Raw genomic sequence first — 24,934 nt, forward strand, 5'->3', positions numbered from 1 at the left:
GGAGCGCCGCAGGGCGCGGCGGCCTGAATCGCCTCGCCGAAAGGGAGAACGCCATGCCCACGCTGAACCTGCCGACGCCGGAGGGGCTGCGCCCCTTCACCACCAGCACGCCGCGGGCATTCCCGCAGGCGACGCCGCCCTTCCCGCGCATCGCCCTGGCCGCCGCGCATGTGGTGGCGGACCCGCTGGCGGCGCAGGATCCCTGGCTGGATGCCAAGGTCGATTGGGACGCCACCATCGCCTATCGCCGCCATCTCTGGTCGCTCGGCCTGGGCGTGGTGGAGGCGATGGACACGGCGCAGCGCGGCATGGGGCTGGACTGGGTGGCGGCGCAGGAGCTGATCCGCCGCTCGCTCGACGCAGCGAAGGACGTGCCGGGCGCGGTCATCGCCAGCGGCGCCGGCACGGACCATCTGGCGCCCGGCCCGGATGTCACCATCGACGACGTCATCCGCGCCTATGAGGAGCAATGCGAGGCGGTGGAGCGGCTGGGCGGTCGCATCATCCTCATGGCCTCCCGCGCCCTGGCGAAGGCGGCGCGCGGCCCGGCGGATTACGAGCGCGTCTATGGCCGCATCCTGGCCGGGGTGAAGCAGCCCGTCATCATCCACTGGCTGGGCGAGATGTTCGACCCGGCCCTCGACGGCTACTGGGGCAGCGGCGACCACTACCAGGCGATGGAGACGGCGCTTGCCGTCATCGCCGCCCATGCGGCGAAGGTGGATGGGGTGAAGATCTCCCTGCTGGACAAGGAGAAGGAGATCGCCATGCGCCGCCGCCTCCCACGCGGCGTCCGCATGTACACCGGCGACGACTTCAACTATGCGGAGCTGATCGCCGGCGACGGGCAGGGCCATTCGGATGCGCTGCTCGGCATCTTCGACCCCATCGCGCCGGCGGTGGGCGGGGCGCTGGCCGCGCTTTCCCGCAACGACCTCGCCACCTTCCACGAGATCCTGGTGCCGACCGTGCCGCTCAGCCGACACATCTTCCAGGCGCCGACGCGCTTCTACAAGACGGGGGTGGTGTTCATGGCCTGGCTGAACGGGCACCAGGCGCATTTCACCATGGTGGGCGGGCAGCAATCGGCCCGTTCCCTCCAGCATCTCGCGGAGCTGTTCCGCCTGGCCGATGCCGCGGGGCTGCTGCGGGACCCGGACCTCGCCGCGGCGCGGATGCGCGCGCTGCTTGCGGTGCATGGCGTGGCGTGATGGCTTCCGGGTATCAGATGCCCAAACATCACGACCAGATCGCGGAACGCCGCGGCACAGCGAGGAGCGAAACGTGAACCCACCGCATGAACAGACCTCGCCCGGTCCCCTTTCGCTGAACACCGTCACGGTGCGGGACCGCTGGACCCTGGCGCAATGCATCGAAGGCTGCGCGCGCCACGGCATTCCCGGCATCTCCCCCTGGCGAGACAAGGTGGCGGAGCTCGGGCTGAAGCAGGCGGCGCGGCAGATCCGCGAGGCCGGGCTCTTCGTCTCCGGCCTCTGCCGCGCCGGCATGTTCCCCGCCGCCGATGCCGCCGGCCGCCGCGCCGCCATCGAGGAGAATCTCCGCGCCATCGAGGAGGCGCATGAACTCGGCGCGCGCTGCCTCGTCACCCTCGGTGGCGGGCTGCCGCCGGGCAGCAAGGACCTGCCCGGCGCGCGGCAGATGTTCCATGACGGGCTGGCGGAGGTGCTGCCCGCCGCCCGTGCCGCCGGCGTGACCCTGGCGCTGGAGCCGCTGCACCCGATGACCTGCGCCGACCGCTCGGTCCTCACCACCCTCGCCCAGGCGCTCGACCTTTGCGACGAGTTCGGCGAGGGCACCGGCATCGCGCTCGATGTCTATCACGTGTGGTGGGACCCGGACCTGCCGCGGCAGGTGGCGCGGGCGAAGGGCCGCATCGCCGCCTTCCATGTCTGCGACTGGCTGGTGCCGACCACCGACACGGCCTTCGACCGCGGCATGCCGGGGGATGGCGTCATCGACATCCCGGCCATCCGCGCCATGGCCCAGGCGGCGGGCCATGACGGGAGCTGCGAGGTGGAGCTGCTCTCCCGCCGCTGGTGGGCGGAGGATCCGGAGCAGGTGCTGAAGCTGGCGAAGGAGCGGCACGCGACGGCGTGCTGAGCCGCGCCGTGCCTCAGCCCGCCATCTCCTCCAGCGCCGGCAGCAGGTAGGGGCGCAGCGCGGCGTAGTCCTCGCTCATCGGGAAATGGCCAAGGCCGGGCATGATGACGGCCTTGGCGCCGGGGATGGCGGCCGCCGTCGCCCGGGTATCCTCTGGCCGGCAGGAATAATCGTATTCCCCGGTCAGCAGCGTCACCGGGCAGCGGGCGGTGTCGATCCGCCCCAGCTTGCCGCGCAGATCGCCTTCCTCGGCGTAGAAATGCAGGTCGCCGCGGAACACGCCGGGGCCGCCCTGCATGTAGTGCCACAGCGTCTCCCAGCGGGACGCCTCCGGCGCCGTCGGCGCGATGAGGCCGGAGACCATGGCGCCGCACACCTCCCCGCCATGGATGCGCGGATGGTGCAGCACGGACAGGTCGTAGTAGCGGCCGGTGAAGGCGCTGCCCTGCAGGCCGATGACGCCGCGCAGCTCCCCCGCATGTTCCGCCGCCAGGTCCAGCACGATGCGGCCGCCGATGGAGCAGCCCATGACGATCGGCCTATCCAGCCCCAGCGCCCGCGCCATGGTCATCACCAGCCCGGTATAGGCGGCGGTGGTCAGGGCGTAGCCCTCATGCTGCCAGCCGGCGGGGGGCGAGGACTTGCCGTGCCAGGGCATGTCGAAGGCGATGCAGCGGAAGCGGCGCGTCACCTCGGCGTCGTTCAGCAGCTCCCGCCACTGGCGGCCGTCGCTGCCGGCGGTGTGCAGCAGCAGCAGGGGAATGCCTTCCCCGGCTTCCTCGACATAGACGCGGTGCGGCTTTCCCGCGATGTCCATGCGCAGGTAGCGGCCGCGGATCGGCTCCTCCGTCACGCTGCCGAAGGGCGCGGGCGGCAGGGCGGCGGGGGCGGGCGGCGCCTCCCGCAGCAGGGCCAGCACGCCCTTGAACCACATCAGGTGGGCGAAGAAGGCGGCGACGTCGCCTTCCACCACCAGGGCGCCCTGGCGGCGCAGCGCCAGCAAATCATGCCAGCCGGGCGGCGGGGTGGGGGAAAGGAAGCGGTCCAGCGCCTCCGCCCCGATGCGGGTGGCGAGGGTGTAGGCGGGCATCTGGAAGGGCCCCTCGGCGATGGCGGCGATGGCGCCGTCGCGCACCGTCAGCAGCCACTCCGCGTCACCGAGCCGGAGCAGCCAGTCGGCCTGCAACCCGCGGCCCCAGCGCGCCAGCTCCGGCGCGTTGCGCAGCTTCCCGGGCAACGCCTGCAGGGCGGTGGTCGGCAGTGACAGCATCGGCATTCCCCCTTCGATGCCCGGTTCCGGGCTTCAGGGGATGATGCCGGGGATGCCGCCCGGGGGAAAGCGCGTCCGGCTCAGCCCGCCATCGGGGGCAGGGCGGCCAGCCGGTCCCGGTGACCGTCATCCGGCACGTGGTAGCGCTCCATCGGCACATGGCTGCCGAGGCCCGGGCGATACCAGGGCGGCGGCGCGCCCTCCAGCCCGGCGCAGCCGGAGAGGCCGCCCATCAGGGCCAGCAGCAGGGCGGCGCCGCAGCGCAGGCGCAGCCTGGAGGCAGGTCGCTGGGTCATGGCTCGCAAGGCTCCCTCATCGCGTCCGGTAGGCGTGGCTCGGAGACCGATCGGAAGGCGGCCTGCCCGACCGGGGTGAAGGAGTGGCGGTGGTGCCGGGTCGGCCCGCAGCGGCCGAGCGCGGCCAGATGCGCCGCGGTGCCGTAGCCGACATTCCCCGCCCAGCCGTAGTCCGGGTAGCGCGCATGCAGCCGCGCCATCAGCCGGTCCCGCAGCACCTTGGCGAGGATGGAGGCGGCGGCGATCTGCGGCACCAGCGCATCCCCGCCCACCACCGCGCGGCAGCGCCCGGCGAGCAGCGGCGGGATATCCCGCCCATCCACCGCGACCGGGGCGGCAAGGCCCAGCCGCCGCACCGCCCGCGCCATGGCGGCCAGCGTCGCCTGGCGGATGTCGCTGGCATCGATGGCCGCGGCGCCGCTGGCGGCGAAGGCGAGACGGGCATGCGCCGGCAGCGCCTCGGCCACCGCCTCCCGCTGCGCCCGCTTCAGCCGCTTGCTGTCGTCCAGCGCCTCCAGCAGGGCGGGGGGCAGCGCGCAGGGGTCGAAATAGACGGCGGCCACCACCACTGGGCCGCACAGCGCGCCCCGCCCCACCTCGTCGCAGCCGATGAGGGGCGGGTGGCGGGTGGCTTCCGCGGCGGGGAAGCGGATGGGCATGGGTGGCATCTCCTTCCTGCATAGCCGGGCCGGGCCCCGGCTGCGAAGCTTTTTCCTTGGCGGGAGCCGCTTGCCGGCCCCTCCCTTGCGCCTGCCGCCCAGGTTGCGCAGGCTAGGGGCCAAGCCCGCCACGGCAGGCGCGAGACGGAAGGGCAGCGGGATGCAAGCGCTGGCCGCCAGGGCAGGGCGTGCCGCCTTCCCGGGCGCGCCGCCGGCGTCCGCCCTCCTCCGGCTGCGTCCCCGCCGCCGGGCCGGAAGCCGGGCAGGGAACGCCGCATGGAAATCACCGAACGAACGCGCATCCCCGCGCCGCTTGCCGTTGTCTGGCCGCTGTTGCGCGACCCTGCCCTGGTGGCCGGCTGTATCCCGGGCGCCAGCCTGGCACCGGACCAGGGGGACGGCGTGTGGCGCGGCTCCATCCGGGTGAAATTCGGCCCGACCGCGGCGGTGTTCCGCGGCGAGGCGACGCTCTCCTTCGACGATGCCGCGCATCGCTGCGCCATCGAGGGGCGCGGGATCGACCAGCGCGGCGCCTCCCGCGCCCTCTCCTCCGGCAGCATCGAGGCGCAGGAGGAGGGCGACGGCACGCTGCTGCTGGTCGCCGGCAGCTTCACCGTGACGGGGCCGCTGGAGACCTTCGCCAATGCCGGCGGCGTCCATCTGGCGCGGGCGCTGCTGGCGGATTTCTCCGCCAACATGGCGAAGCTGGTGGCGGAACGGCAGGCCGACGCCGCGCCGGCCGCCGCCTCGGCGCCGGAGGCCGCGCCCGCCACGGAAGCTGCGCCCGCCACCGCTTCACCGCCACCCCCGCCGCCGCGGCCCGCCCCGGCACCGGTGCGGGAGCTGAGCGCCACCCGCCTGCTCTGGCAGGCGCTGCTCTCCTGGCTCCGCAGCCTGTTCGGCACAACGAGGAAACCATGAAATGTCCAAGCTGAAGCTGTCCGACATGCTGGCCCAGGCCTTCCAGGCCGAGGGCTGCGAGGTGCTCTTCACCCTGATGGGCGACGCCAACATGTACTGGTCGGAGGCGATGTCGCGCCTCCCCGGCATGCAGGTGATCCATGCGCGGCACGAGCATTGCGCCGTCGCCATGGCGGATGGCTATGCCCGCGCCACCGGCAAGGTCGGCGTCGCCTCCACCACCTGCGGCCCTGGCTTCACCCAGATCATGACGGCGCTGACCATCGCCGCGCGGGCCTATGTGCCGCTGGTGGTCTTCGCGGGCGATTCGCCGATGACCGCGCCCTACTACATCCAGCAGATCGACATGGCGCCGCTCGCCCAGGGCACCGGCGCGCACTACATCCCGATCCGCAGCATGGACCGGGCGCTGGACAACGTTCGGGAAGCCTTCCACATCGCCCAGCTCGAACGCCGGCCGGTGGTGCTCTCCGTGCCGATGGATCTGCAGAAGCAGCCCTTCCCCTTCACGCCGGACTACATCCCCTCCGCCGATGTGCTGCCGACCCGGCAGCGGCCGATGCCGGACCCGGCGCTGGTCGAGCAACTGGTGGGCATGATCGCGGAGGCCGAGAAACCCATCCTGATCGGCGGCCGCGGCGCCAAGCAATCCGGCGCCAAGGCGGCGATGGAGGCGCTGGCGGAGCAATCCGGCGCGCTGCTCGCCACCTCCCTGCAGGGCAAGGGAATGTTCGATGGCAATCCTTTCGCCCTCGACATCGCCGGTGCCTATTCCAGCGACTATGCGCGGGAGCTCTTTGCCGAGAGCGACCTCGTCATCGGCGTCGGCGTCGGCCTCGGCGCCTATACGACCGAGAGCGGCTATCTCTACCCCGGCGCCCGTACCGTGCAGATCGACATCAACCCGCGCGGGCTGTGGCAGGGGCTGCGCACCGCGGACATGCACATCCAGGCCGATGCGAAGTCGGGCGTGGAGGCGGTGACGGCGGCGCTGCAGGCGCGCGGGGTGAAGCGGGAAGGCTACCGCACCGCCGCCGTGGCGAAGGGCATTGCCGAGGACGTGCCGGACCGGAAGGAATTCGCCATCGCCCCCGGCACCGTCGATCCGCGCAAGGCGATGCTGGAGCTGGACGCCATCGTGCCGAAGGACTGGGACGTGGTGATCGGCGGCGGCCACTACTTCGGCATCGCGATGACGCATCTGCGCGGCCGCGCGGCGGAGAAGTACCATGTGGTCAGCGATTTCGGCGCCATCGGCAACGGCCTGCCGGCGGCGGTCGGCGTCGCCGCCGCGCGCGGCGACGGCAAGGTGCTGCTGATCGAGGGTGACGGCTCCCTGCTGATGCATATCCAGGAGCTGGAGACCATCCGCCGCCAGGGCATCCGCCTGCTGATGGCCATCATCAACGATGGCGGCTACGGCGCGGAGATCCACAAATTCCGCGCCGGCGGGCTGAGCCCCGAGACGGTGATCCATGGCCGCGGCGACCTGGCGGGGGTGGCCAATGGCTTCGGCGTGCGCGGCACCACGGTGAACCAGCTCGGCCGGATGTCCGGGCTGTTCGCCGAGCACCAGGCGGCGAATACCGCCGGGCTGTGGGACGTGCATACTGATGACACGGTGGTGTCGCGCCCCTACCGGCGCATCCACTACGGCGAGGCCTGATGCAACCGCCCGGGGCACGCATTCGTGGCGCCCCGGGTCCCCTGGAGCACCGCCCTCGGCGTGGCGCGATGCATGGATACGGCATAGGGTATCCTCAATAAGCCGGTCGAGTTGCGCGCCATTTCGGTGCCATTCGCCCGGTCGGAGCTCCAGATGGGCGATCACAGTAGCGGAGCGGCGGCGGACCGGGGTGACCCGCCGCGCGTCTCCACGGGCAATACAGGGCTCGACGACATCCTGGGCGGCGGCCTCGACGCCGATCGGCTCTACCTCCTCGAAGGCCGGCCCGGCACCGGCAAGACCACGCTCGCCCTGCAATTCCTGCTCGAGGGCGCCCGCCGCGGCGAGGCCACGCTCTACGTCTCGCTTTCGGAATCCGAGCGGGAGCTTCGCCTCGTCGCGGATCGGCATGGCTGGTCGCTCGACGGGGTGCAGATCTTCGAGCTGGTGCCGGCCGAGGCCTCCCTCGACCCCGAACGCGAGCTGACCGTCTTCCACCCCTCCGAGCTGGAGCTGGGCGAGACGACGCGGATGATCTTCGAGCATGTCGCGGCGCTCGATCCGACGCGCGTGGTGTTCGACAGCCTGTCCGAGCTGCGCCTCCTCGCCCAGGACCCGCTGCGGTATCGCCGGCAGATCCTTGCCCTGAAGCATTTCTTCACGGGCCGCCGCTGCACGGTCATCGTGCTCGACGACCTCACCTCGCATGCCGACGACCTCCAGCTCCACTCCATCGCCCATGGCGTCATCCTGCTGGAGCAGCTCGCCATCGACTACGGCGCGGAGCGGCGGCGCCTGCGCGTGGTGAAGATGCGGGGCATCGCCTTCCGGGGCGGCTTCCACGATTTCGCCATCCGCACCGGCGGGATCGAGGTCTATCCTCGCCTCGTCGCCGCCGAGCACCACCGGCCCTTTGACGGCGAATTCGCGTCAAGCGGCAGCGCCCCGCTCGACGCCATGCTGGGCGGCGGGCTGGAGCGCGGCACCAACGCGCTGCTGCTGGGTGCAGCGGGGGTCGGCAAGTCGTCGCTGGCGCTCACCTACGCCGTCGCGGCGGCCGAGCGGGGCGAGCGCGCCGTGGTCTATGCCTTCGACGAGGGGCGCGGCACGATCGAGGCGAGGGCCAGGACGCTCGGCCTGCCCTTGCAGGCGGCCGTGGACTCCGGCCTGATCCGGATCCAGCAGGTCGACCCGGCCGAACTCTCGCCCGGCGAGTTCGCCAGCCTGGTCCGGCGCGCGGTGGAGGCCGAGGGCGCGCGGGTCGTGGTGATCGACAGCCTCAACGGCTACCTGCAGGCCATGCCGGATGACCGCTTCCTCATCCTGCAGATGCACGAGCTGCTGAGCTATCTCGGCCAGATGGGCGTGCTGACGATCCTCGTGCTCGCCCAGCACGGCCTGGTCGGGCCGATGCAATCCCCGGTGGACCTCAGCTATCTCAGCGATGCGGTGCTGCTGCTGCGCTACTTCGAGTACGAAGGCGAGGTGCGGCGCGCCCTCTCGGTGGTCAAGAAGCGCAGCGGCCACCACGAGCACACCATCCGCGAATTCCGCCTCAGCGCGCAGGGTGTCTCGGTCGGGCCGCCGCTGCGGCAGTTCACCGGGGTGCTCTCCGGCACGCCACGCTACCTGGGCCCGGAATCGCCGCTGCTCGGGGATGAGGACGGAGGACATGGTGACGCCGGCGCCGGCTGACCCGCAGGCGCCGCTCGTGCTCGTTCTCGCCCCGCTGGGGCGGGACGGCCCGGTGGTGGCCGCGTTGCTGCGCCGCGCCGGCCTCCGGGCCCAGCTCTGCACCTCCCTCGCCGAGCTCGTCGCCGGGCTGGAGGCGGGGGCCGAGGTCGCCTTCGTCGCCGAGGAGGCGCTGCTGGGCGCAGCTTCCGCCGGGCTCGAGGCCTGGGTCGCGCAGCAGCCGCCGTGGTCGGACATGCCCTTCGTCGTCCTGACCGGCCGGGACAGCCGTTCCGCCGCGGCGGCGGCACGGGAGTGCCTGGTGCGGTGGCTGGGCAATGTGTCCCTGCTCGAGCGGCCGGTGCAACCGATCACCCTGACAAGCGCGATCCTCGCCGCCGTGCGCGCCCGCCGGCGGCAATACGAGGTGCGCGGCTACCTGGCGGAGCGGGAGCGCGCCGCCGCCGACCTGGAAGGCCTGGTCGCCGCCCGGACGGCGGAGCTGGAGGCGGCGAACCGCGCCCTGCGCACCGAGATGGCCGAGCGCGAACGGGCCGAGGAGGCGCTGCGCCAGGCGCAGCGGATCGAGGTCCTGGGCCAGCTCACCGGCGGGGTGGCGCACGACTTCAACAACCTGCTGATGGTGATCGCGGCCGGCCTCGAGATGATCGACCGCCGGAGCGACCCGGCCCAGCGGCGCCGCATCATGGACGGCATGCGGCAGGCCGCCGCGCGCGGGGCGGCGCTCACCCGGCAGCTTCTGGCCTTCTCGCGCCGCCAGGCGCTGCGGGCCGAGCCCGTGGACCTCGTGCGCCAGGTCGGCAGCATGCGGGAGCTGCTGGACCGCAGCCTGCGCGGGGATGTGGAGGTCTCGCTCGACCTCGCGGCGGATCTCTGGCCGGTCGAGATTGATCCCGGCGAGCTGGAACTCGCCCTGTTGAACCTTGCCGTCAACGCCCGCGACGCGATGCCCTCCGGCGGGACGATCCTGATTCGCGCCAGGAATGCCGCCGGCCTGGCCGAGGACGGGCTGCAGGGCGATTTCGTGCGCCTCGAGGTGATCGACAGCGGCACCGGCATGTCGCCGGAGGTGCAGGCGCGCGTCTTCGAACCCTTCTTCACGACGAAGGAGGTCGGCAAGGGCTCGGGGCTTGGGCTGGCGCAGGTCTATGGCTTCGCCCGCCAGTCGGGGGGGGCGGTGCGGATCGACAGTGAGGTGGGGCGCGGCACCACCATCACGCTGCTGCTGCCGCGCGCGGCGCGCGCCCCCGCTGTGCCCGACCAGAAGCCCGCATCCGGGCTGGAGCGGCCCAGGCAGCCGGCCGGGCATGTGCTGCTCGTCGAGGATGACGACGAGGTGGCCGCCCTCGTGGCGCAGCTGCTCGGCGAGCTCGGCTTCGAGGCGACGCGGGCCTCCAGCGCCGCCGCCGCGCTTGGCGCGCTGGCGAATGGCCGCGCCATCGACCTGGTGTTCTCGGACATCATGATGCCGGGCGGCATGAACGGCGTGGAGCTCGCGGGCGAGGTGCAGCGCCGGCGGCCCGGCCTGCCGGTGCTGCTGACGAGCGGCCACGCCGATGCGGCGCGGCAGCATGCGGATGCCGTAGGCATCGCGGTGCTGCCCAAGCCCTACGGCCTCAGCGAGCTTGCCGCCGCGATCCGTGGCGCGCTCAAGCGGCGCCCCGCCGATGCGAGGGCGCTGGCGGGCCGGGCGCGCGCCTGACGGCCGGCACCCGCGGGTCCGGCGTGCGGGGTTGGCGTGGCGGCTGCGCGCCTCTGGGCCGACATCGGCCGGCATGGCGTCCCTCGCCGCGGCAGGCGGGGGCCGGAAAGCCGCCCGGGCGCTATTCCAGCTTGATGCCGGCCTCGGCCAGCAGGCGTTGCAGCGGGACGGCGGCGGCCTGCATCTCCGCGCTCAGCGCCTCGGGCGGGCCGGGGCGGGGGGTGACGCCCTCATGGGTCAGCCAGGCATGCATCGCCGGCTCGCTGATGATGGCGTTCAGCGCCGCGTTCAGCCGCGTCACCACCGGCGGCGGCAGCGTCGCCGGCGCCAGCACCGCCAGCCCGTCGGTAAGCTGCGCGCCTGGCACCTCCTCCCCCACCGTCGGCAGTTCCGGCATGGCCGGGGCGCGCTCGGCATTGGCGATGGCGATGCCGCGGGCGCGGCCGTCATTCAGGTAAGGCCGGGCGAAGAGCACCGTCGCCAGCGTCGCATCCACCCGGCCGCCCAGCAGGTCCGCCATCCCCGCCGCGCCGCCGCGATAGGGCACATGGTTGAAGCTGAGCCCGCCATAGGCCTGCAACTGCTCGATCAGCAGGTGGTAGGAGCTGCCGACGCCGACGCTGGCGAAATTCACCCGGCCGGGATTGGCCCGCGCATGGGCCAGGAAGCTGCGCAGATCCTGGACCGGCAGGCCGGGCCGCACCAGCAGCACCACGCTCATCGGCCCGACCATCGCCACCGGCTCGAGGTCGCGGAAGGGGTGGAAATCCAGCTTCAGCTCGGCCGCCGCGGCGATGATGAGGGTGCCGTAGGAGGTGAAGAGCAGGACGTGGTCGTCCCCGCGCTGCCGCGCCACATGCGCCGCCGCGACATTGCCGCCGGCCCCGCCGCGATTCTCGACCACGACATTCTGGCCGAGCATCGCGCCCAGCCGCTCCGCGAGGCGGCGGCCGACCGTGTCGGTGATCGCGCCGGGGGGGTAGGAGACGACGAGGACCACCGGCCGTGTCGGCCAGGGCGGGTCCGCCGCGCGGGCGCCCCAGGGGCCGAGCAAGGGGCAGACCAATGCCAGGGCCAGCAGCGCCCGGTGCCATGCGCGCATCCGGTTTCCTCCTGTTTTGTCGCCAGCCTGTTGGCCGCGGCGCCGGAGGTCAAGCGCTGGCGCCGGCCAGGCGCCACCCGTCGCCCTTCCGCGGCTTTGCCGCGGAAGGCTGTGCGAGGCGCCGGTCGTGAGCGCCTCCGGGGTCCCCATGAAGCCGCGCAGCGGCTTCGTGGGGGACTAGAGCATGCTGCGTTCGCTTGCGCTCACGCAGCATACTCCAGGCCCTTGTTTTGCGAGCATCTTCACGCGTTCAGATGATTCCATCTGAACGCGCGATCTGCTCTAGAGGGTCGCCCCCTGGGCCTTCCAGAAGGCCTCGGCCGCGGGGTGCCAGGGGACGCCGGCGGCGGCGGTCTTCTGCTTGTCGAGGGTGAAATTCCGGCCCTCGGCATGCACCTGCGCCAGCTCCTGCCGGCCGTTCCAGGTCACCTCCAGGATCTTCGTCACCAGCTCGTTCGGCATGGTGTCCAGCACCGCCAGGATGTTGGCGACGGACATCTGGTGGTTGTCCGTGGTCTGCCCCGGATAGGTGCCGGCCGGGATCACCTCCGGGAAATAGACCGGGCCGTACTTCTCGGTGATCTTCGGCACGTACTCCGCGTGGTCGATCATCTTCAGCGTGATGCCGGGGGAGGCGCCGAGATCGGTGATGGCGCTGGTCGGCACGCCGGAGACGAAGAAATACGCGTCCAGCTTGCCGTCCTTGATGGCGTTGGTGCTCTCCGCCGGGGAGAGCCGCTCCCGCGCCCGGAAATCCTTGTCGCGGTCGAGGCCCGCCGCCTCGATCAGGCGGAAGGCCATCACCTCGGTCGCCGAGCCCGGCGCGCCGGTGGAGACGCGCTTGCCCTTGAGGTCGGTCAGCTTGGTGATGCCGGCGGCGGCGGTGGTCACCACCTGCATGCGGTTGGTGTAGAGCACGGCGATGGCGCGGACCTTCACCGGCCGGCCGCGGAAGCGGTCCTGGCCGTTCACCGCATCCACGCTGGCATCCACCTGGGTGAAGATCATGCCGACGCGCCCGGCGCCGAGGAGCTGGTTGTTGGCGACGGAGCCGCCCGTCACCTCCACCGTGGCGCTCATGCCCGGGATGTTGCGGGAGAGCAGGTTCGCGAGCCCGCCACCCAGCGGGTAGTAGACGCCGCCCGTGGTGCCGGTGGCGATGGCGAGCTGCGTCGCCTCGGCGCGCGCCGCCCAGGGCGCGGCGAGGGTGGCGGCGGCGAGCCCGAAGGCGGAGCGGCGCGTCAGGCCGGTCATGCTGGAACATCCTCCCGGTTGAGTAATGGACCAGAGATAAGCGCCGCGCGCCCTTCCGGGAAGCCCCAGCTTGCTCTGGATCAAGGCGCTGCCGACATGTCCTGCCCAGCCTCTCACCCTAGGCTGCGGGAGACGCCCCGATGACCCTCCAATTGACCGCCCGGGACCTGATGACGCCGGATGTGGTGAGCGTGCCGCCGGAGACCGCCGTGGTCGCGGTGGCGCGGCTGCTGGCGGAGCGCGGCATCTCCGCCGTACCGGTGCTGGATCAGGCCGGCACGGTGCTCGGCATCGTGACCGAGGCCGACCTGATCCGCCGTCTGGCGGGGCAGGAGGATGCGAAGCCGGGCTGGCTGCGCAGCCTCTTCGCCGACCCGGCGGCGATGGCGGATCGCTACGCCCGCACCCATGGCGCCACTGCCGCCGATGTGATGACGCGGGAGGTGGTGACGGTGGGGGAGGCGGCGACGGCCGCGCGGATCGCGCATCTGATGGAGGATCGCGGCATCCGCCGCGTGCTGGTGGTGACGGAGGGGCGGCTGCGCGGCATCGTCTCCCGCGCCGACCTGCTGCGGGCCGTGGTGGCGGCGCCGAAGGAGGAGACGACGCTGGACGACGACCGCATCCGCCGCGCCGTGCTGGCGGCGATGCGCAAGGAACCCTGGGCGGACAGCTTCTACACCCTGGTGGAGGTGAAGGACGGGGTGGTGGAGTTCCACGGCTTCATGCGCGACGCGGCGGCGAAGCGCGCCCTGAAGGTGCTGGCGGAGCAGGTGCCTGGCGTGAAGGGCGTGGTGGACAAGACGGAGCCGCTGCCGGTGTATCTGTATGGGGTGTAGGTCTGTCCGCCAGCGAGGATGTCTTGGTCCGCCGCCGCAAAGGCGGCCCCCACCAACCCCTTCGCGCCGGCGGAAAGGGGGACAGTCAGCCCCCTTAAACCCTCGTCGCCACGCGGCTGGGGCCGCGTGGCGAGATAGTGAATTCAGGCCCGCGGCACCCTGACCGTCGCCAGGATCGCCGCGCCGAGGCAGAGGAACACCAGCACCGTCGCCATGCCGGCCCGCTGGCTCTCCGTCGCCGCCGTCACCGCCGCCAGCGCGGCCGGGCCGAGGAAGCCGGTGACGCGGCCGGAGAGGGCGAACAACCCGAAATGCGCCGCCACCTCCCCCGCCGGGGCAAGGCGCGCCATCAGCGCCCGGCTTGCCGCCTGGGCGGGGCCGAGGAAGCAGCCGAGCCCCAGCGCCAACGCCCAGAAGGCCGCCTTCCCCTCCACCACCAGCAGCCCCGCGCCCAGCAGGATCATCGCGGTCAGCGCGATCAGCACGGTGCGGCGGGAGCCCATGCGGTCCTCCACCAGCCCGAAGCCGGCGGCGCCGAGCCCGGCCGTGACGTTCAGCGCAATGCCGAAGAGCAGGATCTCCTCGAACCCCATGCCGAAGACGCCGGCGGCATAGATGGCGCCGAAGGCGAACAGCGTGTTCAGCCCATCCGTGTAGAACAGCCGGGCGACCAGGAAGCGCAGCATGGCGGGGTTGGCCGGCAGGCGGCGCAGCACCGCCCAGATCTCCGCCAGCCCCCCCCGCGCCGCCTGCGCCCAGCCGGGGCGGGCGCCCGGCGGGTCCGGCAGGGCCAGCAGCACCGGCCAGCCGAACAGCAGGATCCATCCCGCCACCAGCAGCGCCGTCGCCCGCACATGCTCCGCCGCCGCACGATCGAGCCCGAGCGGCGAGGGATCCGGCTGCACCAGCACCACCAGCGCCACGGCGAGGCAGCAGAGCCCGCCGGCATAGCCGAGGCCCCAGGCGAGGCCGGAGACCCGCCCCAGCCGCCCGGGCGGCGCCACGAGCGGCAGCATGGCGTTGTAGAACACCGTCCCGATCTCGAAGGCGACCGTCGCCACACCGACGCAGAGCAGCGCCCAGAGCGCGTCCGCCGGCACCGGCTGGGCGAACCAGATGCCGGCCGTCGCCACCGCCATCACCGCGGTGCTCAGCGCCAGCATCAGCCGGCGCCGCCCGCCGGCATCGGCGACGGCGCCGAGCACCGGGGAGAGCAGGGCGATGGCGAGCCCCGCCAGGGTCTGCATCCAGCCCCACCAGGCTTGGCCGGTCGCCTCGTCCGGGGCGATGCCCTTGGCGAAATAGGCGGCGATGACGAAGGTGGAGACGACGGTCGGGAAGGCACTGTTCGCCCAGTCATAGAGGGCCCAGGCCCAGGCCTGGCGGCTCATGCGGCGCGTAGCCTCGCGGCCAGGGCATGCCAGGGCGCCGGGTCCCACCAGCGCCGGGCGGCGCCGGAGGTGGAGGGCAGCGCCACCACCTCAAAGCCCGCGCCCGCCCCGGACTCCATGAAATGCCGCCAGGGCGCGCGGCCATTGAAAGCGAGGATCCGCGGCGCCGCCGCCCGCAGCCGGGCCGCCAGCCCCGCCGCGTCATAGGCGGCGGGGGAGAGCGCCGCATCCGCCCCGCTCTCATGCTTCGCCAGATCGGTCAGGCCGATGCCCCAGCGTGGCAGTTCGGTGAATTCCTCCGGCGCCAGCAGGCGTGGGGTCAGCCCGGTCTCCGCCAGCATCGGCCAGAAGCGGTTGCCCGGCCCGGCGTAGTAGGCACCGCGCGCGGCCGAGACCGCGCCGGCTGCGCTGCCGACGAAGACGACGCGCAGCCCCGGCGCCAGCACATCCGGCAGCACCGGGCGCGGCGACGAGGCGGGGGCCGGGACGCTGTCCGGCGCGCCGGCCGGGGCTCCGTCCTGCCGCCCCGCGGGCGCAACGCCCGAGAGGGCGGCCACAGCGTGTCCTGGCGGCATCACCGGCGGCGCCGCGTGCCCCGCCCCTCTCCGGCTGCGGCGCAATGAGCTATGCTGTTCCGCCATGACCCTCTCGCTGGACGATCTGCTGGCGCCGATGTCCCCGGCGCAGTTCTTCGCCGAATACCACGACCGCCAGCCTTTGCATGTGAAGGGCGGCGCGGCGAAATTCGCCAGCGTGCTGTCCTGGCGGCAGATCAACCGGCTGCTGGACATGACGCATATCTGGTCCAGCCACTCTCTGCAGCTTGTCCTGGACGGCAACAAGGTTCCACCGGAACAGTATTGCGGCCGCGCCACCAGCCGGGACAACGAGCAGCTCTGGCAGCCCGAGGCGGCGAAGGTGCGGGACTGGGTCGGCCGCGGCGCCAGCCTGGTGCTGAACGACGTGGACAGCCTGACCCCTGGCCTCGCCGCCATCTCCGCCGCGCTGGAAGGGGCGGGGCTGGGGAAGGCGCAGGCCAACGTCTACGTCTCCTGGCAGAGCCACAAGGCCTTCCCGGCGCATTTCGACACCCACGACGTCTGGGCGGTGCAGGTGGAAGGCGAAAAGACCTGGAACATCTGGGAGGGCCGGGCCGACTGGCCGATCCCCCACCCCGCCTTCCGCGCCATGGGCCAGGCGCAGCACGAGCAGGCCAAGGGCAGGCTGCGGGAGAAGGTCACGCTGCGGGCCGGCGACCTGCTCTACCTGCCGCGCGGCTGGTACCACGACGCGCTGGCCGAGGCCCCCGCTTCCGTCCACATCGCCTATGGCGTGCATGCGGTCCATGGCATCGATCTGATGAACATCCTGCTGGACCGCGCGGTGCGCGATGTGGAGTTCAGGAAGCCCCTGCCGCGGCAGGATGGCTCGGCGGCGGCGCGCTTCGCGCTGACGGCGCGGGCCGGGCAGCTCGGCCAGCGGCTGGCGGAATTCTGCCGGGAGCCGCAGGTGATGGCGGTGCTGGAGCAATTCGTCGCCGGCTACCGCTACCAGCGCGGCGGCAACGACCTGCTGGCGGCGCGCGGCCTGGCGGCGCCCGCCGCGGCGGCGGAGGACGCGGCGGCGGCGGTGTTCCGGGTGCTGGCGGGCGGTGCCAAGCCGGTGCGGCGCGGCGCCGATTGGGTGTTGAAGACCGCTGCCGGCGTGGTGCCGCTGAGCCCGCCCGAGGCGGAGGCGGCGGGCTGGATCCTCGGCCGGCCGGATGTGGCGGAGGGGGAGCTGCGGGCGGCGCACCCGGCGGTGGATGCCGCGGCGCTGCTCACCCGGCTGCGCGAGGCCGGCCTGCTGGTGGCGGCGTGATCCCGGCCCTGCTGCTCGCCCTGCTGCTGCCGGCGGTGGCCGGCGCGCAGCCCCGGCAATTCTCCTGCGTCGGCGCGGAGAAGCTGGAGGACGACGTCTTCGCCATCCCCTTCACCCGCGGCGCGGCGGCGCCCGGCGATGCCGCGCGGGCCGGCCTGGCCGCCGCGGCGGAGCGGGCGAAGCAGGTGCCGGAGCGCAATATCTGCGTGCTGGGCCATGCCGGCGGGCAGGAAGGCGGGGCGCAGACCGGGCTGCAATTGGCGGCGCGCCGGGCGAGCGCGGTGGCTGAGGCGCTGGCCAAGCTCGGCGTGGAGCGCGACCGGGTGCGGGCCGAGGCGCGGCGCGCGGCCTTCGCCCGCGGCGTGGTGCCGGAGGAGCGCAGCGTGACGGTGGTGGTGCTCCCCTGACGGGATGCCCTGCCATGGCTTTGCCGCGGCAGGCTGTGCGAGGCCCAGGGCATCGAGCGAATCCGGGGCCCCACAAAGGCCCGCAGCGACGTCGTGGGGATAGGGCTATGCTCCCGGCACCGCCGGCAGATACCGCTCCACCGTCTGGCACAGCACCCAATCCGGCCGCACCCGCGCCACCTCTTCCCAGTCCAGCGCCGGGGACCAGAGGAAGTGGACCTCCTCCACATACTGCGCCAGCCACCAGCACAGCCCTTCCTGGCCATCCGGCGCGGCGAAGGAGTTGCCGCAGACCAGCAGCCGCCCGCGACCCTTGGCCGCCGGGTTCCGCCAGGCCCGGCGGGTGCCGAGATGCGCGCCGCCCGGTGCGGGCGCATCGAGGATCACCTCCGGCCGGGCCAGCCGCACCGCCTCGGCCTCCGCCAGGGGCTCGGCCATCGGCACGCCGAAGAAGCGGAGCGTCAGGTCGCCGCCGCCGAGGCGCCCGCGCGGGGCGAATTCCGGCGCCAGCTCGAGGGGCGGCAGGCCGAGGCTGGCCGCCACCGCCGCCGCCAGCCGCCACGCCCCCTCCGGGGTGAAATGGCTGTCGAGCCGGCGGAACATCGCCTCGGGCGGCGCCTGCCGCAGCACCGCGAGGCCGGAGAGATAGTCGCCCTCCAGCCCGCCCAGCGCCGCTTCCAGCCCCGCCAGCAGGCAGGAGGGGGTTTCGACCGCCAGCGGCAGACGCTCCGCCAGCAGGGAGAGCTTCTCCGGGATGATGAGCTGGCGGAAGCCGATGCCCCGCTGCGCGCAGGCCGTCCGGCGGGCGCGGCAGAGCGCGGCCCATTTCGCCACATCCTCGGCCACGGAGGCCGGGCTCGCCATGGGCGGGTAGAGGTCCAGCACCCGGTTCGGCCCGCCGGTCAGGAACAGCCAGCCGCCCCTGCCCAGCATCGCCGCCCCGTCGCCGGAGACGAGGCCGACCGGCAGGGGCAGCCAGGCGACGCGGTCCTCCTCCGGCCGGCTGTCATCCAGCAGGGCGCGCTGGGCCCAGCCGGAGGCGAAGGCGGTGGTCATCACCTCCAGCATCCGGGCGGCCATGCCGCCGGGCTTCGCGGTCAGGCGCAGCTCGGCCAGGGCATGGGCGTCCAGCGCCTCAAGCGCCGCCACCACGGCGGCGGCGCCGGGGCGGGCGGCCTCAGGCGGGCGGAGGGAGGGGCTGAGGGGCAGCGTCACCGGCGCCAGGCCGGGGGCCTCGGCGGTGACCACCACCTCTCCCGAGGCCAGCTCCGCCGCGGTGAGGGGGGCCGCGGCGTCCAGCCGGAAGGCGCAATCGCCGAGCTGGTGCTGGGTGAGGTCCGGCCGCGCCAGCTCGGCCAGGGCGCGGGCGATCTCCGCGCCGCCGCGGCGGGCGATGATGGTGACCTTCGCCTCCCCACCCTGCAACCGGGCCCAGCCATGCAGGGTGCCGGGCGGGGTCAGCACATCCACCATGCCGATCAGGCTGGGGGGCGGGGAGGGGTCACTTTGCATGCGGCCGGGGTGCTAGCGCAGGCGGGGGGGGAGGGAAAGCAGAGGCAGGGGGCTCTGCCCCCTGCGACCCCTGCCGGGGAGGGGACCCCTCCCCGGCCCCCGGTCTGAGTCCGCTGGTTCAACCTGCCGACTCAGACCGGGGTCCGGGGCCAGGTCCTGGCCCCGGCGGGGGCATGGGGGCAGCGCCCCCATTCTTTCCTCAAAGCTCCGGCCACCTCTCTGCCCAGGGCTCTGCCGCTTCCCACTGCACGGCCATGGCGCAGAGCAGCCCATCCGCCCCGGCCGGCCCGACAAGCTGTACCCCGATAGGCAGGCCGGAGGGCGCGGGCGCGATGGGCAGGGCGATGCCCGGCAGCCCCGCAATATTGGCGAAGTTCGTGAAGATCGCATGGCCCCGCGGCCCCACCGCCTGCCCGGCGATGCTGGGCGGGGCGATCTGCTCCGCCGGCCAGGGCAGGGCGGCGGCGGCGGGCGTCAGGATCAGGTCCCAGGCGCCGAACAGGGCGGCGAAGCGGCGGCGGAACCCGGCCACCGCATCCACCGCGCCGAACAGCGCCGTCGCCGGCAGGGCGCGGCCCGCCTCCGCCATCTGCTGCAGCATGGGCGCGGCCGGTGCGCCGCCCCGCTCTGCCAGCAGCCAGGCGAGGCCGGCTTGGCTGACCGGGCCGAAGATCGCCATCGTCTCCTCCACGGTGAAGGGCGCCTCAGCCTCCTCCACCAGATGGCCGAGGGCGCGGAACCCCGCCGCCGCCTCCGCCGTGGCCGCGGCGATGACCGGCTCCACCGGATGCGCACCGAGCCGCGGCAGGTAGAGGATGCGCTGCCGCCCCGGCACCGCCGGCACGGCCAGGGGCGGCAGGGCGCGCGAGGCCGGGTCTCGCGCATCTTCCGGCGCCAGCACGCGGAGCAGCGCGACGAGGTCCGCGCTGGTCCGGGCGATCGGCCCGATCTGCTCGAAATCCAGCAGGATGGCCGGCAGCCCGTCGCAGCGCGGCACCCGGCCGGGCGTCGGCTTCAGCCCGAGCAGCCCGGTATGGGAAGCGGGCCGGCGGATGGAGCCGCCGCCATCCGTCCCGAGCGCCAGCGGCCCAAGCCCGGCGGCCACGGCCGCCACCGCGCCGCCGGAGGAGCCGCCCGGCGTCAGCGCCGGGTTCCAGGGGTTGCGCGTCGGGCCGAACAGCGTGTTGTCGGTGTAGCCCTGCAGGGTGAATTCCGGGACGTTGGTCTTGCCGAGGATCACCATCCCCGCCGCCCGGCAGCGCGCCACCGGCAGCTCGTCCCGCTCCGGCGCGAAATCCCGGAAGACCGGCGAGCCCCAGGCGCAGGGCAGGCCGGCGACGGTGATGTTGTCCTTCACCGAGATTGGCACGCCATCCAGCGGCGAGAGCGGCGTGCCGGCCCGCCAGCGCGCGGCGCTGGCCCGGGCGGCGGCGCGGGCACCGGCCTCGTCCAGCGCGATGATGGCGTTCAGGCGGGGATTCAGCCGGGCGATGCGCGCCAGCACCGCCTCCAGCGCCATCTCGGGCGAGAGGGCGCCGCTGGCGAAGCGGCCGGCGAGGGCGGTGGCGGAGAGGAGGGCTGCCTCTTCCCCCGCTGGCGGGGAGAGGGCAGGGCGGGCGGGCGGAGGGCTCATGCCGCAAGCTTCCCCGCCGCGGCCCCGCCCCGCAAGCAGAGCGTCAGAACATGCCGCGCAGCCGGGCGAGGCCCGCCCCGGCCTCCGCCACCATCCGCTCGATGATGGCGCCGGCCGGCTCCACCCGGTCGATCAGCCCGACGCATTGCCCGGCCCAGACATAGCTGCCGGCCAGGTCGCCCTCATCCGTGCCGCGGGCATTGGCGGTGCCGGCGATCATCGCCACGATCTCCTCCTTCGGCGCCCCCGCCGCCTCCGCCGCGACGATCCTCTCGGCATAGGGGCTGACCAGCACGCGGCCGGGCATGCCGAGGGTCTTCTTGATGATCATGGTCTCGCCCGGCTGCGCCGTGGCCAGGGCCTGCTTGTAGGCGGGGTGCGCCTTGGCCTCCGCCGCCGCGACGAAGCGGGTGCCCATCTCCACCCCCTCGGCACCCAGCGCCAGCGCCGCGAGCAGCCCGGCGCCGGTGGCGATGCCGCCCGAGGCGAGGACCGGGATCTTCACCGCCGCCACGGTGCGCGGGACCATGACCATGGTGGTCTCGTCCGAGCGGCCGAGATGCCCGCCGCCCTCATAGCCGACGGTGGCCACCATGTCGGCGCCGGCCGCCTCGGCCTTCTTCGCCAGCTCCGGCCCGGCGGTCAGCACCAGGGTCTTCGCCCCCACTTCCAGGCAGCGCTTGATGTAGGGGGCGGGGTTGCCGGCGGTCAGCGCGATGATGCGGACGCCTTCCTCCAGCGCCGCCTCCAGCCCCGGCCAGATATCCTGGCGGCCGATCGGGAAATTCACCGCGAAGGGCTGGTCGGTCAGGGCGCGGCAGCGGCGGATCTCGGCGCGCAGCGCTTCCGGGCCGGAGAGCCCGGCACTGGCGATCTGGCCGAGGCCGCCGGCCGCGGAGACGGCGGCGGCAAGCTCCGCCGTGGCGACGCGGGCGAGGCCGCCCTGGACGATGGGGTAGCGGATGCCGAGCAGGCGGGTGACACGGGTTTCGAGCATGGTGTGCATGCCGCCATGCTGACCCGGCCCGCGATCATGCGCCAGAGCGGCACCTCTTTCGGGGGCGCTGCCTGCTGGTGGCAGTGCCGGCAACCTTCTGCCGGAGCCAGGCCCTGGCCCCGGGCCCGGGCGTGAGCCTCCGGTTGAACCGCCGGGTCTGAAACTCCCACCGGGGTCCGGGGACCGGTCTTTGCCGGCAGTGCCGGCAACCCCCGGCGGGAGGGCAGAGGGCAGAGCCCTCTGCCGGGGCCATGGGGGCGGAGCCCGCACCACCCTGCACGGCCTGTGACCTGGGTCACGCTTTCGCGCGCCCTCGGCCTTGTCACCTCTGCAACCAGAAGCATAGCTTGCCCCGGCCCGGAAACGACCGCACGGCGGCAGGGGGAGAGCGTCATGCGCAGGCGGAAGGCCGCGAAATGGATGGGTCTGGCCGGGGGCCTGTTGCTCGGCGCCTGCAACCTCGGCGCGTGGGACCCGCTGCCGCCCACCCCGGGCCAGGTGCCCTGGTCCCTGCCGGCGCAGCCTGTGAGCACGCTGCCGCAGGGCTGGTCGCCGGAGCTTGCCGCCCGCTTTCACTTCTCCGCCCAGGGCTCGCATCTCATTCCCCGCGCCTGGTTCGCCGCGCTGAATCGCGCCGATGGCGAGGGCCGCTTCGCCGCGCCGGAGAACCTCGCCCGCTACGGCCTGCTCTTCGCCGATGATGCCGGCACCGGGCTGAACCCGGACCGCCTGCCCATCGGCTTCGCCATCGACCCCGTGTCGAATCCTGCCACCGGCCCCTGGCTCGGCCTGACCTGCGCCGCCTGCCATACCGGGGAGGTGGCCTTCCGCGGCACGAGGCTGCGCATCGAGGGCGCGCCGGCCCGCTTCGACTTCGACCGCTTCGTGGCGGATCTCGACGCCGCCGTGCAGGCCACCGGCCGCGACCCCGGGCGCTTCGCCGCCTTTGCCGAACGCGCTGGCACGACGCCCGCCGCGATCACGGATGCCTATGCCGCCTATGCCGCGCGGAGCGCCCGCCACGCCGCGGTGCAGCGGCCGGCGCATGTCGCCGGCTTCTCCCGCGTCGATGCGCTGGGGCAGATCATCAACAGCATCGCCGTGCTTCATCTTGCCGCCCCGCCGGAGGTGGTGGAGGCCAACCGCCAGCCGCCGCGCGCCCCCGTCTCCTACCCCTTCCTCTGGACCGCGCCGCGGCAGGACTGGGTGCAATGGGTGCCCATCGCCAGCTCCCCCATCGGGCGGAATTCCGGGGAGGTGCTGGGGGTCTTCGGCGAGTCCAACCTGACGGCCCCGGGCACTCCCGGCCGCTTCGATTCTTCCGTGCAGTACCAGGCGCTGGCGGCGCTGGAGGATTGGCTGCGCAACCTGGAGCCGCCGGCCTGGCCGGAGGCGACCTTCGGCGCCATCGACCGCGCCCGCTGGCAGGAAGGCCAGCGCATCTTCCAGCGCGACTGCCAGGGCTGCCACAACATGCCGCCCTTCCGCCTGACCGATCCGCGGCAATCGCTCGACGGCAGCCAGTTCATCCGCATCAGCGCCGTGCCGCAGCGCGTGGTGGGCACCGACCGCACCTATCTGGACGCGCTGCAGAATTGGCGCATCCGCACCGGCCCGCTGGCCGACCTCTTCGAGGGCCGGGAGGAGGTGGCGGCGGCCGACTACTTCCTGACGACGGTGAAGCAGGTGGTGGAGACCGGCACCGCCGCCGCCGGCCTGACGCGCCGCCGGCTGCTGGACACCGGCGAGGCCCGCGCCTGCCCGGGCGGCTATTCCCGGCGCATGGTGGCGCAGATCCCCCGCCCCACCGGCGCCTTCGAGGTGCGCGACGCCTGCGCCATCCCCGATGGCCGCCTTGCCCGGCTGGCGCCGGAGCGCTGGAACATGCCGGCCAGCCAGCTCGACAGCCTGAAGGCCGGGCCGCTCCTCGGCATCTGGGCCACCGGGCCGTTCCTGCACAACGGCTCCGTGCCGACGGTCTATGACCTGCTCTCCCCGCCCGCCGAGCGCCCCGCGGTGTTCTGGGTGGGAAGCGCGGAGCTGGATGTGGAGAAGCTCGGCTTCGTCGCCGCCGAGGCGCCCGGCCTGTTCCGCTTCGACACCTCGCAGCCGGCGAATTCCAACCAGGGCCATGCCTTCCCGCGCCGCAGCCTGACGCCGGCGCAGCGGCTGGCGGTGGTGGAGTACCTGAAGAACCCGCAGCGCTGGGAGGGTGCGCGATGAGCTTCCTGGACCGGCTGGACGCATTGCCGGAGGCGGAGCGCTTCCCGCTCATCTGGCAATGGATCAACAGCGAGGACCCGCGCCCCTTCTTCGCGGAGCTGCGCGCCCGCCGCCCAGTGCTGGCGACGCCGGTCTGCACCCTGGTGGCGCGTTTCGACGACGTGATCGAGGTGCTGCGCCTGCCCACGGTCTTCACCGTGCAGCCCTACGTGAACGCGCTCGGCACCTACATGCTGGCGCAGGACGAGACGCCAGACCATGCGCTGGACAAGAGCGTGATGACGGCGATGCTCGACCGGCGGGACCTGCCGCGGGTCCGCGCCTTCGTTGCCGCCGAGACGGACAAGGTGCTGGACGGGGCGGGGGAGCGGATCGAGGCGGTCTCCGGCATCACCCGCCACATCCCGGTGCGGCTGGTGCAGGAGTATTTCGGCTTCGCCGGCAGCGACGCGGCGAAGCTGCAGGAATGGTCCTACTGGGCGCAGATGGACGGGTTCCACAACTACCCCTGGGACCTCGGCGCCGACCATGACCACATCCATGCCGAGGCACGCCGCAGCCTGGGCGAGATGAAGGACTACCTGGCCGGGCTGCTGCGCGACCGGGTGGCGGCGCTGAAGGCGGGGAAAGCCCTGCCGGACGACATCGTGGCGCGGCTGCTGCAATCCCGCATCGCCGGCCCCGTGGGCTTCCCGCCGGAGAAGCTGCTGCTGAACGTCGGCGGGCTGCTGATCGGCGCGGTCGAGACCTCCTCCCAGGCCACGGCGCAAATCATCGAATGGCTGCTGCAGCGGCCGCCGCGGCTGGAGGCGGCGGTGGCCGCGGCGCAGCTTCCCGACCCGAAGGCGTTCGACGGGCATGTGTGGGAGGCGCTGCGCTTCGCGCCGATGTCCCACTACCTGTTCCGCAAATCCGCCGCGGCGCATGTGCTCGGCCGCGGGCAGGCGTGGGAGACGGAAATCCCGGCCGGCACCCATGTGCTGCCGCTGATCGGCAGTGCGAGCTTCGACGGAACGCGCTTCGCCGCCCCGGATGCCTTCGACCCGACGCGGCCGATCCACAGCGCCTTCCATTTCGGCTGGGGCCACCATGCCTGCCTGGGCGGGCACATCGCGGAGGTGCTGATCCCGGAGATGGCGCGGCGCGTGCTGCTGCGCTCCGCCATCCGGCTGGAAACGCCGATCGACCGGCGCGGCGGGCCGTTTCCGGAGACGCTGGGCATTGCCTGGGCGTCGGGGGGCGCGGTGTAGGGAGAGGTTGGGGGCTCCGCCCCCAAACCCTCGCCGGGGAGGATACTCCTCCCCGGACTCCGGCGTGGGTCTGCTGGTTCGACCTGCCGACTCACACCGGGGTCCGGGGCCAGGTCCTGGCCCCGGAGGGAGTGCAGAG

At 73.2% G+C, this 24,934-nt stretch carries 21 protein-coding genes; 11 read left to right on the plus strand and 10 right to left on the minus strand.

Annotated features, from left to right (window positions below):
* Nucleotides 1–53: 53 nt before the first annotated feature.
* Nucleotides 54–1,211, plus strand: a complete 1,158-nt coding sequence (locus tag NJ376_RS04100) for a dihydrodipicolinate synthase family protein (protein WP_252951953.1) — start codon at nucleotides 54–56, stop codon at nucleotides 1,209–1,211.
* Nucleotides 1,212–1,284: 73 nt separating this feature from the next.
* Nucleotides 1,285–2,121 carry a sugar phosphate isomerase/epimerase family protein gene (locus NJ376_RS04105; protein ID WP_370287835.1) on the plus strand — a complete coding sequence of 279 codons (837 nt, stop codon included), beginning with the start codon at nucleotides 1,285–1,287 and terminating at the stop codon, nucleotides 2,119–2,121.
* Nucleotides 2,122–2,134: 13 nt separating this feature from the next.
* Here NJ376_RS04105 and NJ376_RS04110 read toward each other — a convergent pair whose 3' ends face one another.
* The 3 genes from NJ376_RS04110 to NJ376_RS04120 form a co-directional block, all read right to left on the minus strand.
* On the minus strand, nucleotides 2,135–3,391 hold the full coding sequence (locus NJ376_RS04110) for an alpha/beta fold hydrolase (protein WP_252951954.1): 1,257 nt from the start codon (nucleotides 3,389–3,391) through the stop codon (nucleotides 2,135–2,137).
* A gap of 80 nt (nucleotides 3,392–3,471) precedes the next feature.
* Nucleotides 3,472–3,687, minus strand: coding sequence for a hypothetical protein (locus tag NJ376_RS04115; RefSeq protein ID WP_252951955.1), 216 nt, complete (start codon nucleotides 3,685–3,687; stop codon nucleotides 3,472–3,474).
* Nucleotides 3,684–4,346 (minus strand): ribonuclease HII, encoded by a 663-nt coding sequence (locus NJ376_RS04120; RefSeq protein WP_252951956.1) that lies wholly within the window; start codon nucleotides 4,344–4,346, stop codon nucleotides 3,684–3,686. Before NJ376_RS04120 ends, NJ376_RS04115 begins: the two co-directional genes overlap by 4 nt.
* 276 nt (nucleotides 4,347–4,622) lie before the next feature.
* Between NJ376_RS04120 and NJ376_RS04125 the strand changes: the two genes are divergently transcribed.
* From NJ376_RS04125 to NJ376_RS04140, 4 genes are all read left to right on the plus strand, one after another.
* On the plus strand, nucleotides 4,623–5,267 hold the full coding sequence (locus NJ376_RS04125; RefSeq protein ID WP_252951957.1) for an SRPBCC family protein: 645 nt from the start codon (nucleotides 4,623–4,625) through the stop codon (nucleotides 5,265–5,267).
* A 1-nt stretch (nucleotide 5,268) separates the two neighbouring features.
* The gene (locus NJ376_RS04130) at nucleotides 5,269–6,933 is read left to right on the plus strand and encodes a thiamine pyrophosphate-binding protein (protein ID WP_252951958.1); all 1,665 of its coding nucleotides are present in this window, start codon (nucleotides 5,269–5,271) and stop codon (nucleotides 6,931–6,933) included.
* A gap of 153 nt (nucleotides 6,934–7,086) precedes the next feature.
* Nucleotides 7,087–8,628 carry an ATPase domain-containing protein gene (locus tag NJ376_RS04135; protein ID WP_252951959.1) on the plus strand — a complete coding sequence of 514 codons (1,542 nt, stop codon included), beginning with the start codon at nucleotides 7,087–7,089 and terminating at the stop codon, nucleotides 8,626–8,628.
* Entirely contained in the window at nucleotides 8,606–10,327 is a 1,722-nt protein-coding gene (locus NJ376_RS04140) for an ATP-binding protein (protein ID WP_252951960.1), read from the plus strand. The genes NJ376_RS04135 and NJ376_RS04140 overlap by 23 nt, the downstream gene beginning before the upstream one ends.
* A gap of 121 nt (nucleotides 10,328–10,448) precedes the next feature.
* On the opposite strand, the gene NJ376_RS04145 is transcribed toward NJ376_RS04140, so the two are convergent.
* Both NJ376_RS04145 and NJ376_RS04150 read right to left on the minus strand, forming a co-directional pair.
* Nucleotides 10,449–11,429: a Bug family tripartite tricarboxylate transporter substrate binding protein gene (locus NJ376_RS04145; protein ID WP_252951961.1), complete on the minus strand. Its 981-nt coding sequence runs from the start codon at nucleotides 11,427–11,429 to the stop codon at nucleotides 10,449–10,451.
* A 282-nt stretch (nucleotides 11,430–11,711) separates the two neighbouring features.
* Nucleotides 11,712–12,683, minus strand: coding sequence for a TAXI family TRAP transporter solute-binding subunit (locus NJ376_RS04150; RefSeq protein WP_252951962.1), 972 nt, complete (start codon nucleotides 12,681–12,683; stop codon nucleotides 11,712–11,714).
* Nucleotides 12,684–12,823: 140 nt separating this feature from the next.
* Between NJ376_RS04150 and NJ376_RS04155 the strand changes: the two genes are divergently transcribed.
* Entirely contained in the window at nucleotides 12,824–13,522 is a 699-nt protein-coding gene (locus tag NJ376_RS04155; protein ID WP_252951963.1) for a CBS domain-containing protein, read from the plus strand.
* A gap of 143 nt (nucleotides 13,523–13,665) precedes the next feature.
* Here the strand turns inward: NJ376_RS04155 and NJ376_RS04160 are convergent, their stop codons facing one another.
* Both NJ376_RS04160 and NJ376_RS04165 read right to left on the minus strand, forming a co-directional pair.
* Entirely contained in the window at nucleotides 13,666–14,913 is a 1,248-nt protein-coding gene (locus NJ376_RS04160; protein WP_252951964.1) for an MFS transporter, read from the minus strand.
* Nucleotides 14,910–15,470, minus strand: coding sequence for a mismatch-specific DNA-glycosylase (locus NJ376_RS04165; RefSeq protein WP_252951965.1), 561 nt, complete (start codon nucleotides 15,468–15,470; stop codon nucleotides 14,910–14,912). Before NJ376_RS04165 ends, NJ376_RS04160 begins: the two co-directional genes overlap by 4 nt.
* Nucleotides 15,471–15,552: 82 nt before the next feature.
* Between NJ376_RS04165 and NJ376_RS04170 the strand changes: the two genes are divergently transcribed.
* Nucleotides 15,553–16,773 carry a cupin domain-containing protein gene (locus tag NJ376_RS04170; RefSeq protein WP_252951966.1) on the plus strand — a complete coding sequence of 407 codons (1,221 nt, stop codon included), beginning with the start codon at nucleotides 15,553–15,555 and terminating at the stop codon, nucleotides 16,771–16,773.
* Nucleotides 16,770–17,180 (plus strand): OmpA family protein, encoded by a 411-nt coding sequence (locus tag NJ376_RS04175; protein WP_252951967.1) that lies wholly within the window; start codon nucleotides 16,770–16,772, stop codon nucleotides 17,178–17,180. Before NJ376_RS04170 ends, NJ376_RS04175 begins: the two co-directional genes overlap by 4 nt.
* A gap of 105 nt (nucleotides 17,181–17,285) precedes the next feature.
* On the opposite strand, the gene NJ376_RS04180 is transcribed toward NJ376_RS04175, so the two are convergent.
* The 3 genes from NJ376_RS04180 to NJ376_RS04190 form a co-directional block, all read right to left on the minus strand.
* The gene (locus NJ376_RS04180) at nucleotides 17,286–18,692 is read right to left on the minus strand and encodes an alginate O-acetyltransferase AlgX-related protein (protein WP_252951968.1); all 1,407 of its coding nucleotides are present in this window, start codon (nucleotides 18,690–18,692) and stop codon (nucleotides 17,286–17,288) included.
* Nucleotides 18,693–18,891: 199 nt separating this feature from the next.
* Entirely contained in the window at nucleotides 18,892–20,325 is a 1,434-nt protein-coding gene (locus NJ376_RS04185; RefSeq protein WP_252951969.1) for an amidase, read from the minus strand.
* 43 nt (nucleotides 20,326–20,368) lie between these two features.
* Nucleotides 20,369–21,322 (minus strand): NAD(P)H-dependent flavin oxidoreductase, encoded by a 954-nt coding sequence (locus tag NJ376_RS04190; protein WP_252951970.1) that lies wholly within the window; start codon nucleotides 21,320–21,322, stop codon nucleotides 20,369–20,371.
* Nucleotides 21,323–21,715: 393 nt separating this feature from the next.
* On the opposite strand from NJ376_RS04190, the gene NJ376_RS04195 reads away from it, so the two are divergent.
* On the plus strand, nucleotides 21,716–23,545 hold the full coding sequence (locus NJ376_RS04195; protein WP_252951971.1) for a di-heme-cytochrome C peroxidase: 1,830 nt from the start codon (nucleotides 21,716–21,718) through the stop codon (nucleotides 23,543–23,545).
* The gene (locus NJ376_RS04200; RefSeq protein WP_252951972.1) at nucleotides 23,542–24,795 is read left to right on the plus strand and encodes a cytochrome P450; all 1,254 of its coding nucleotides are present in this window, start codon (nucleotides 23,542–23,544) and stop codon (nucleotides 24,793–24,795) included. The genes NJ376_RS04195 and NJ376_RS04200 overlap by 4 nt, the downstream gene beginning before the upstream one ends.
* Nucleotides 24,796–24,934: the final 139 nt, after the last annotated feature.

The sequence above is a fragment of the Siccirubricoccus soli genome, from assembly GCF_024178315.1.
Classification (GTDB): domain Bacteria; phylum Pseudomonadota; class Alphaproteobacteria; order Acetobacterales; family Acetobacteraceae; genus Siccirubricoccus; species Siccirubricoccus soli.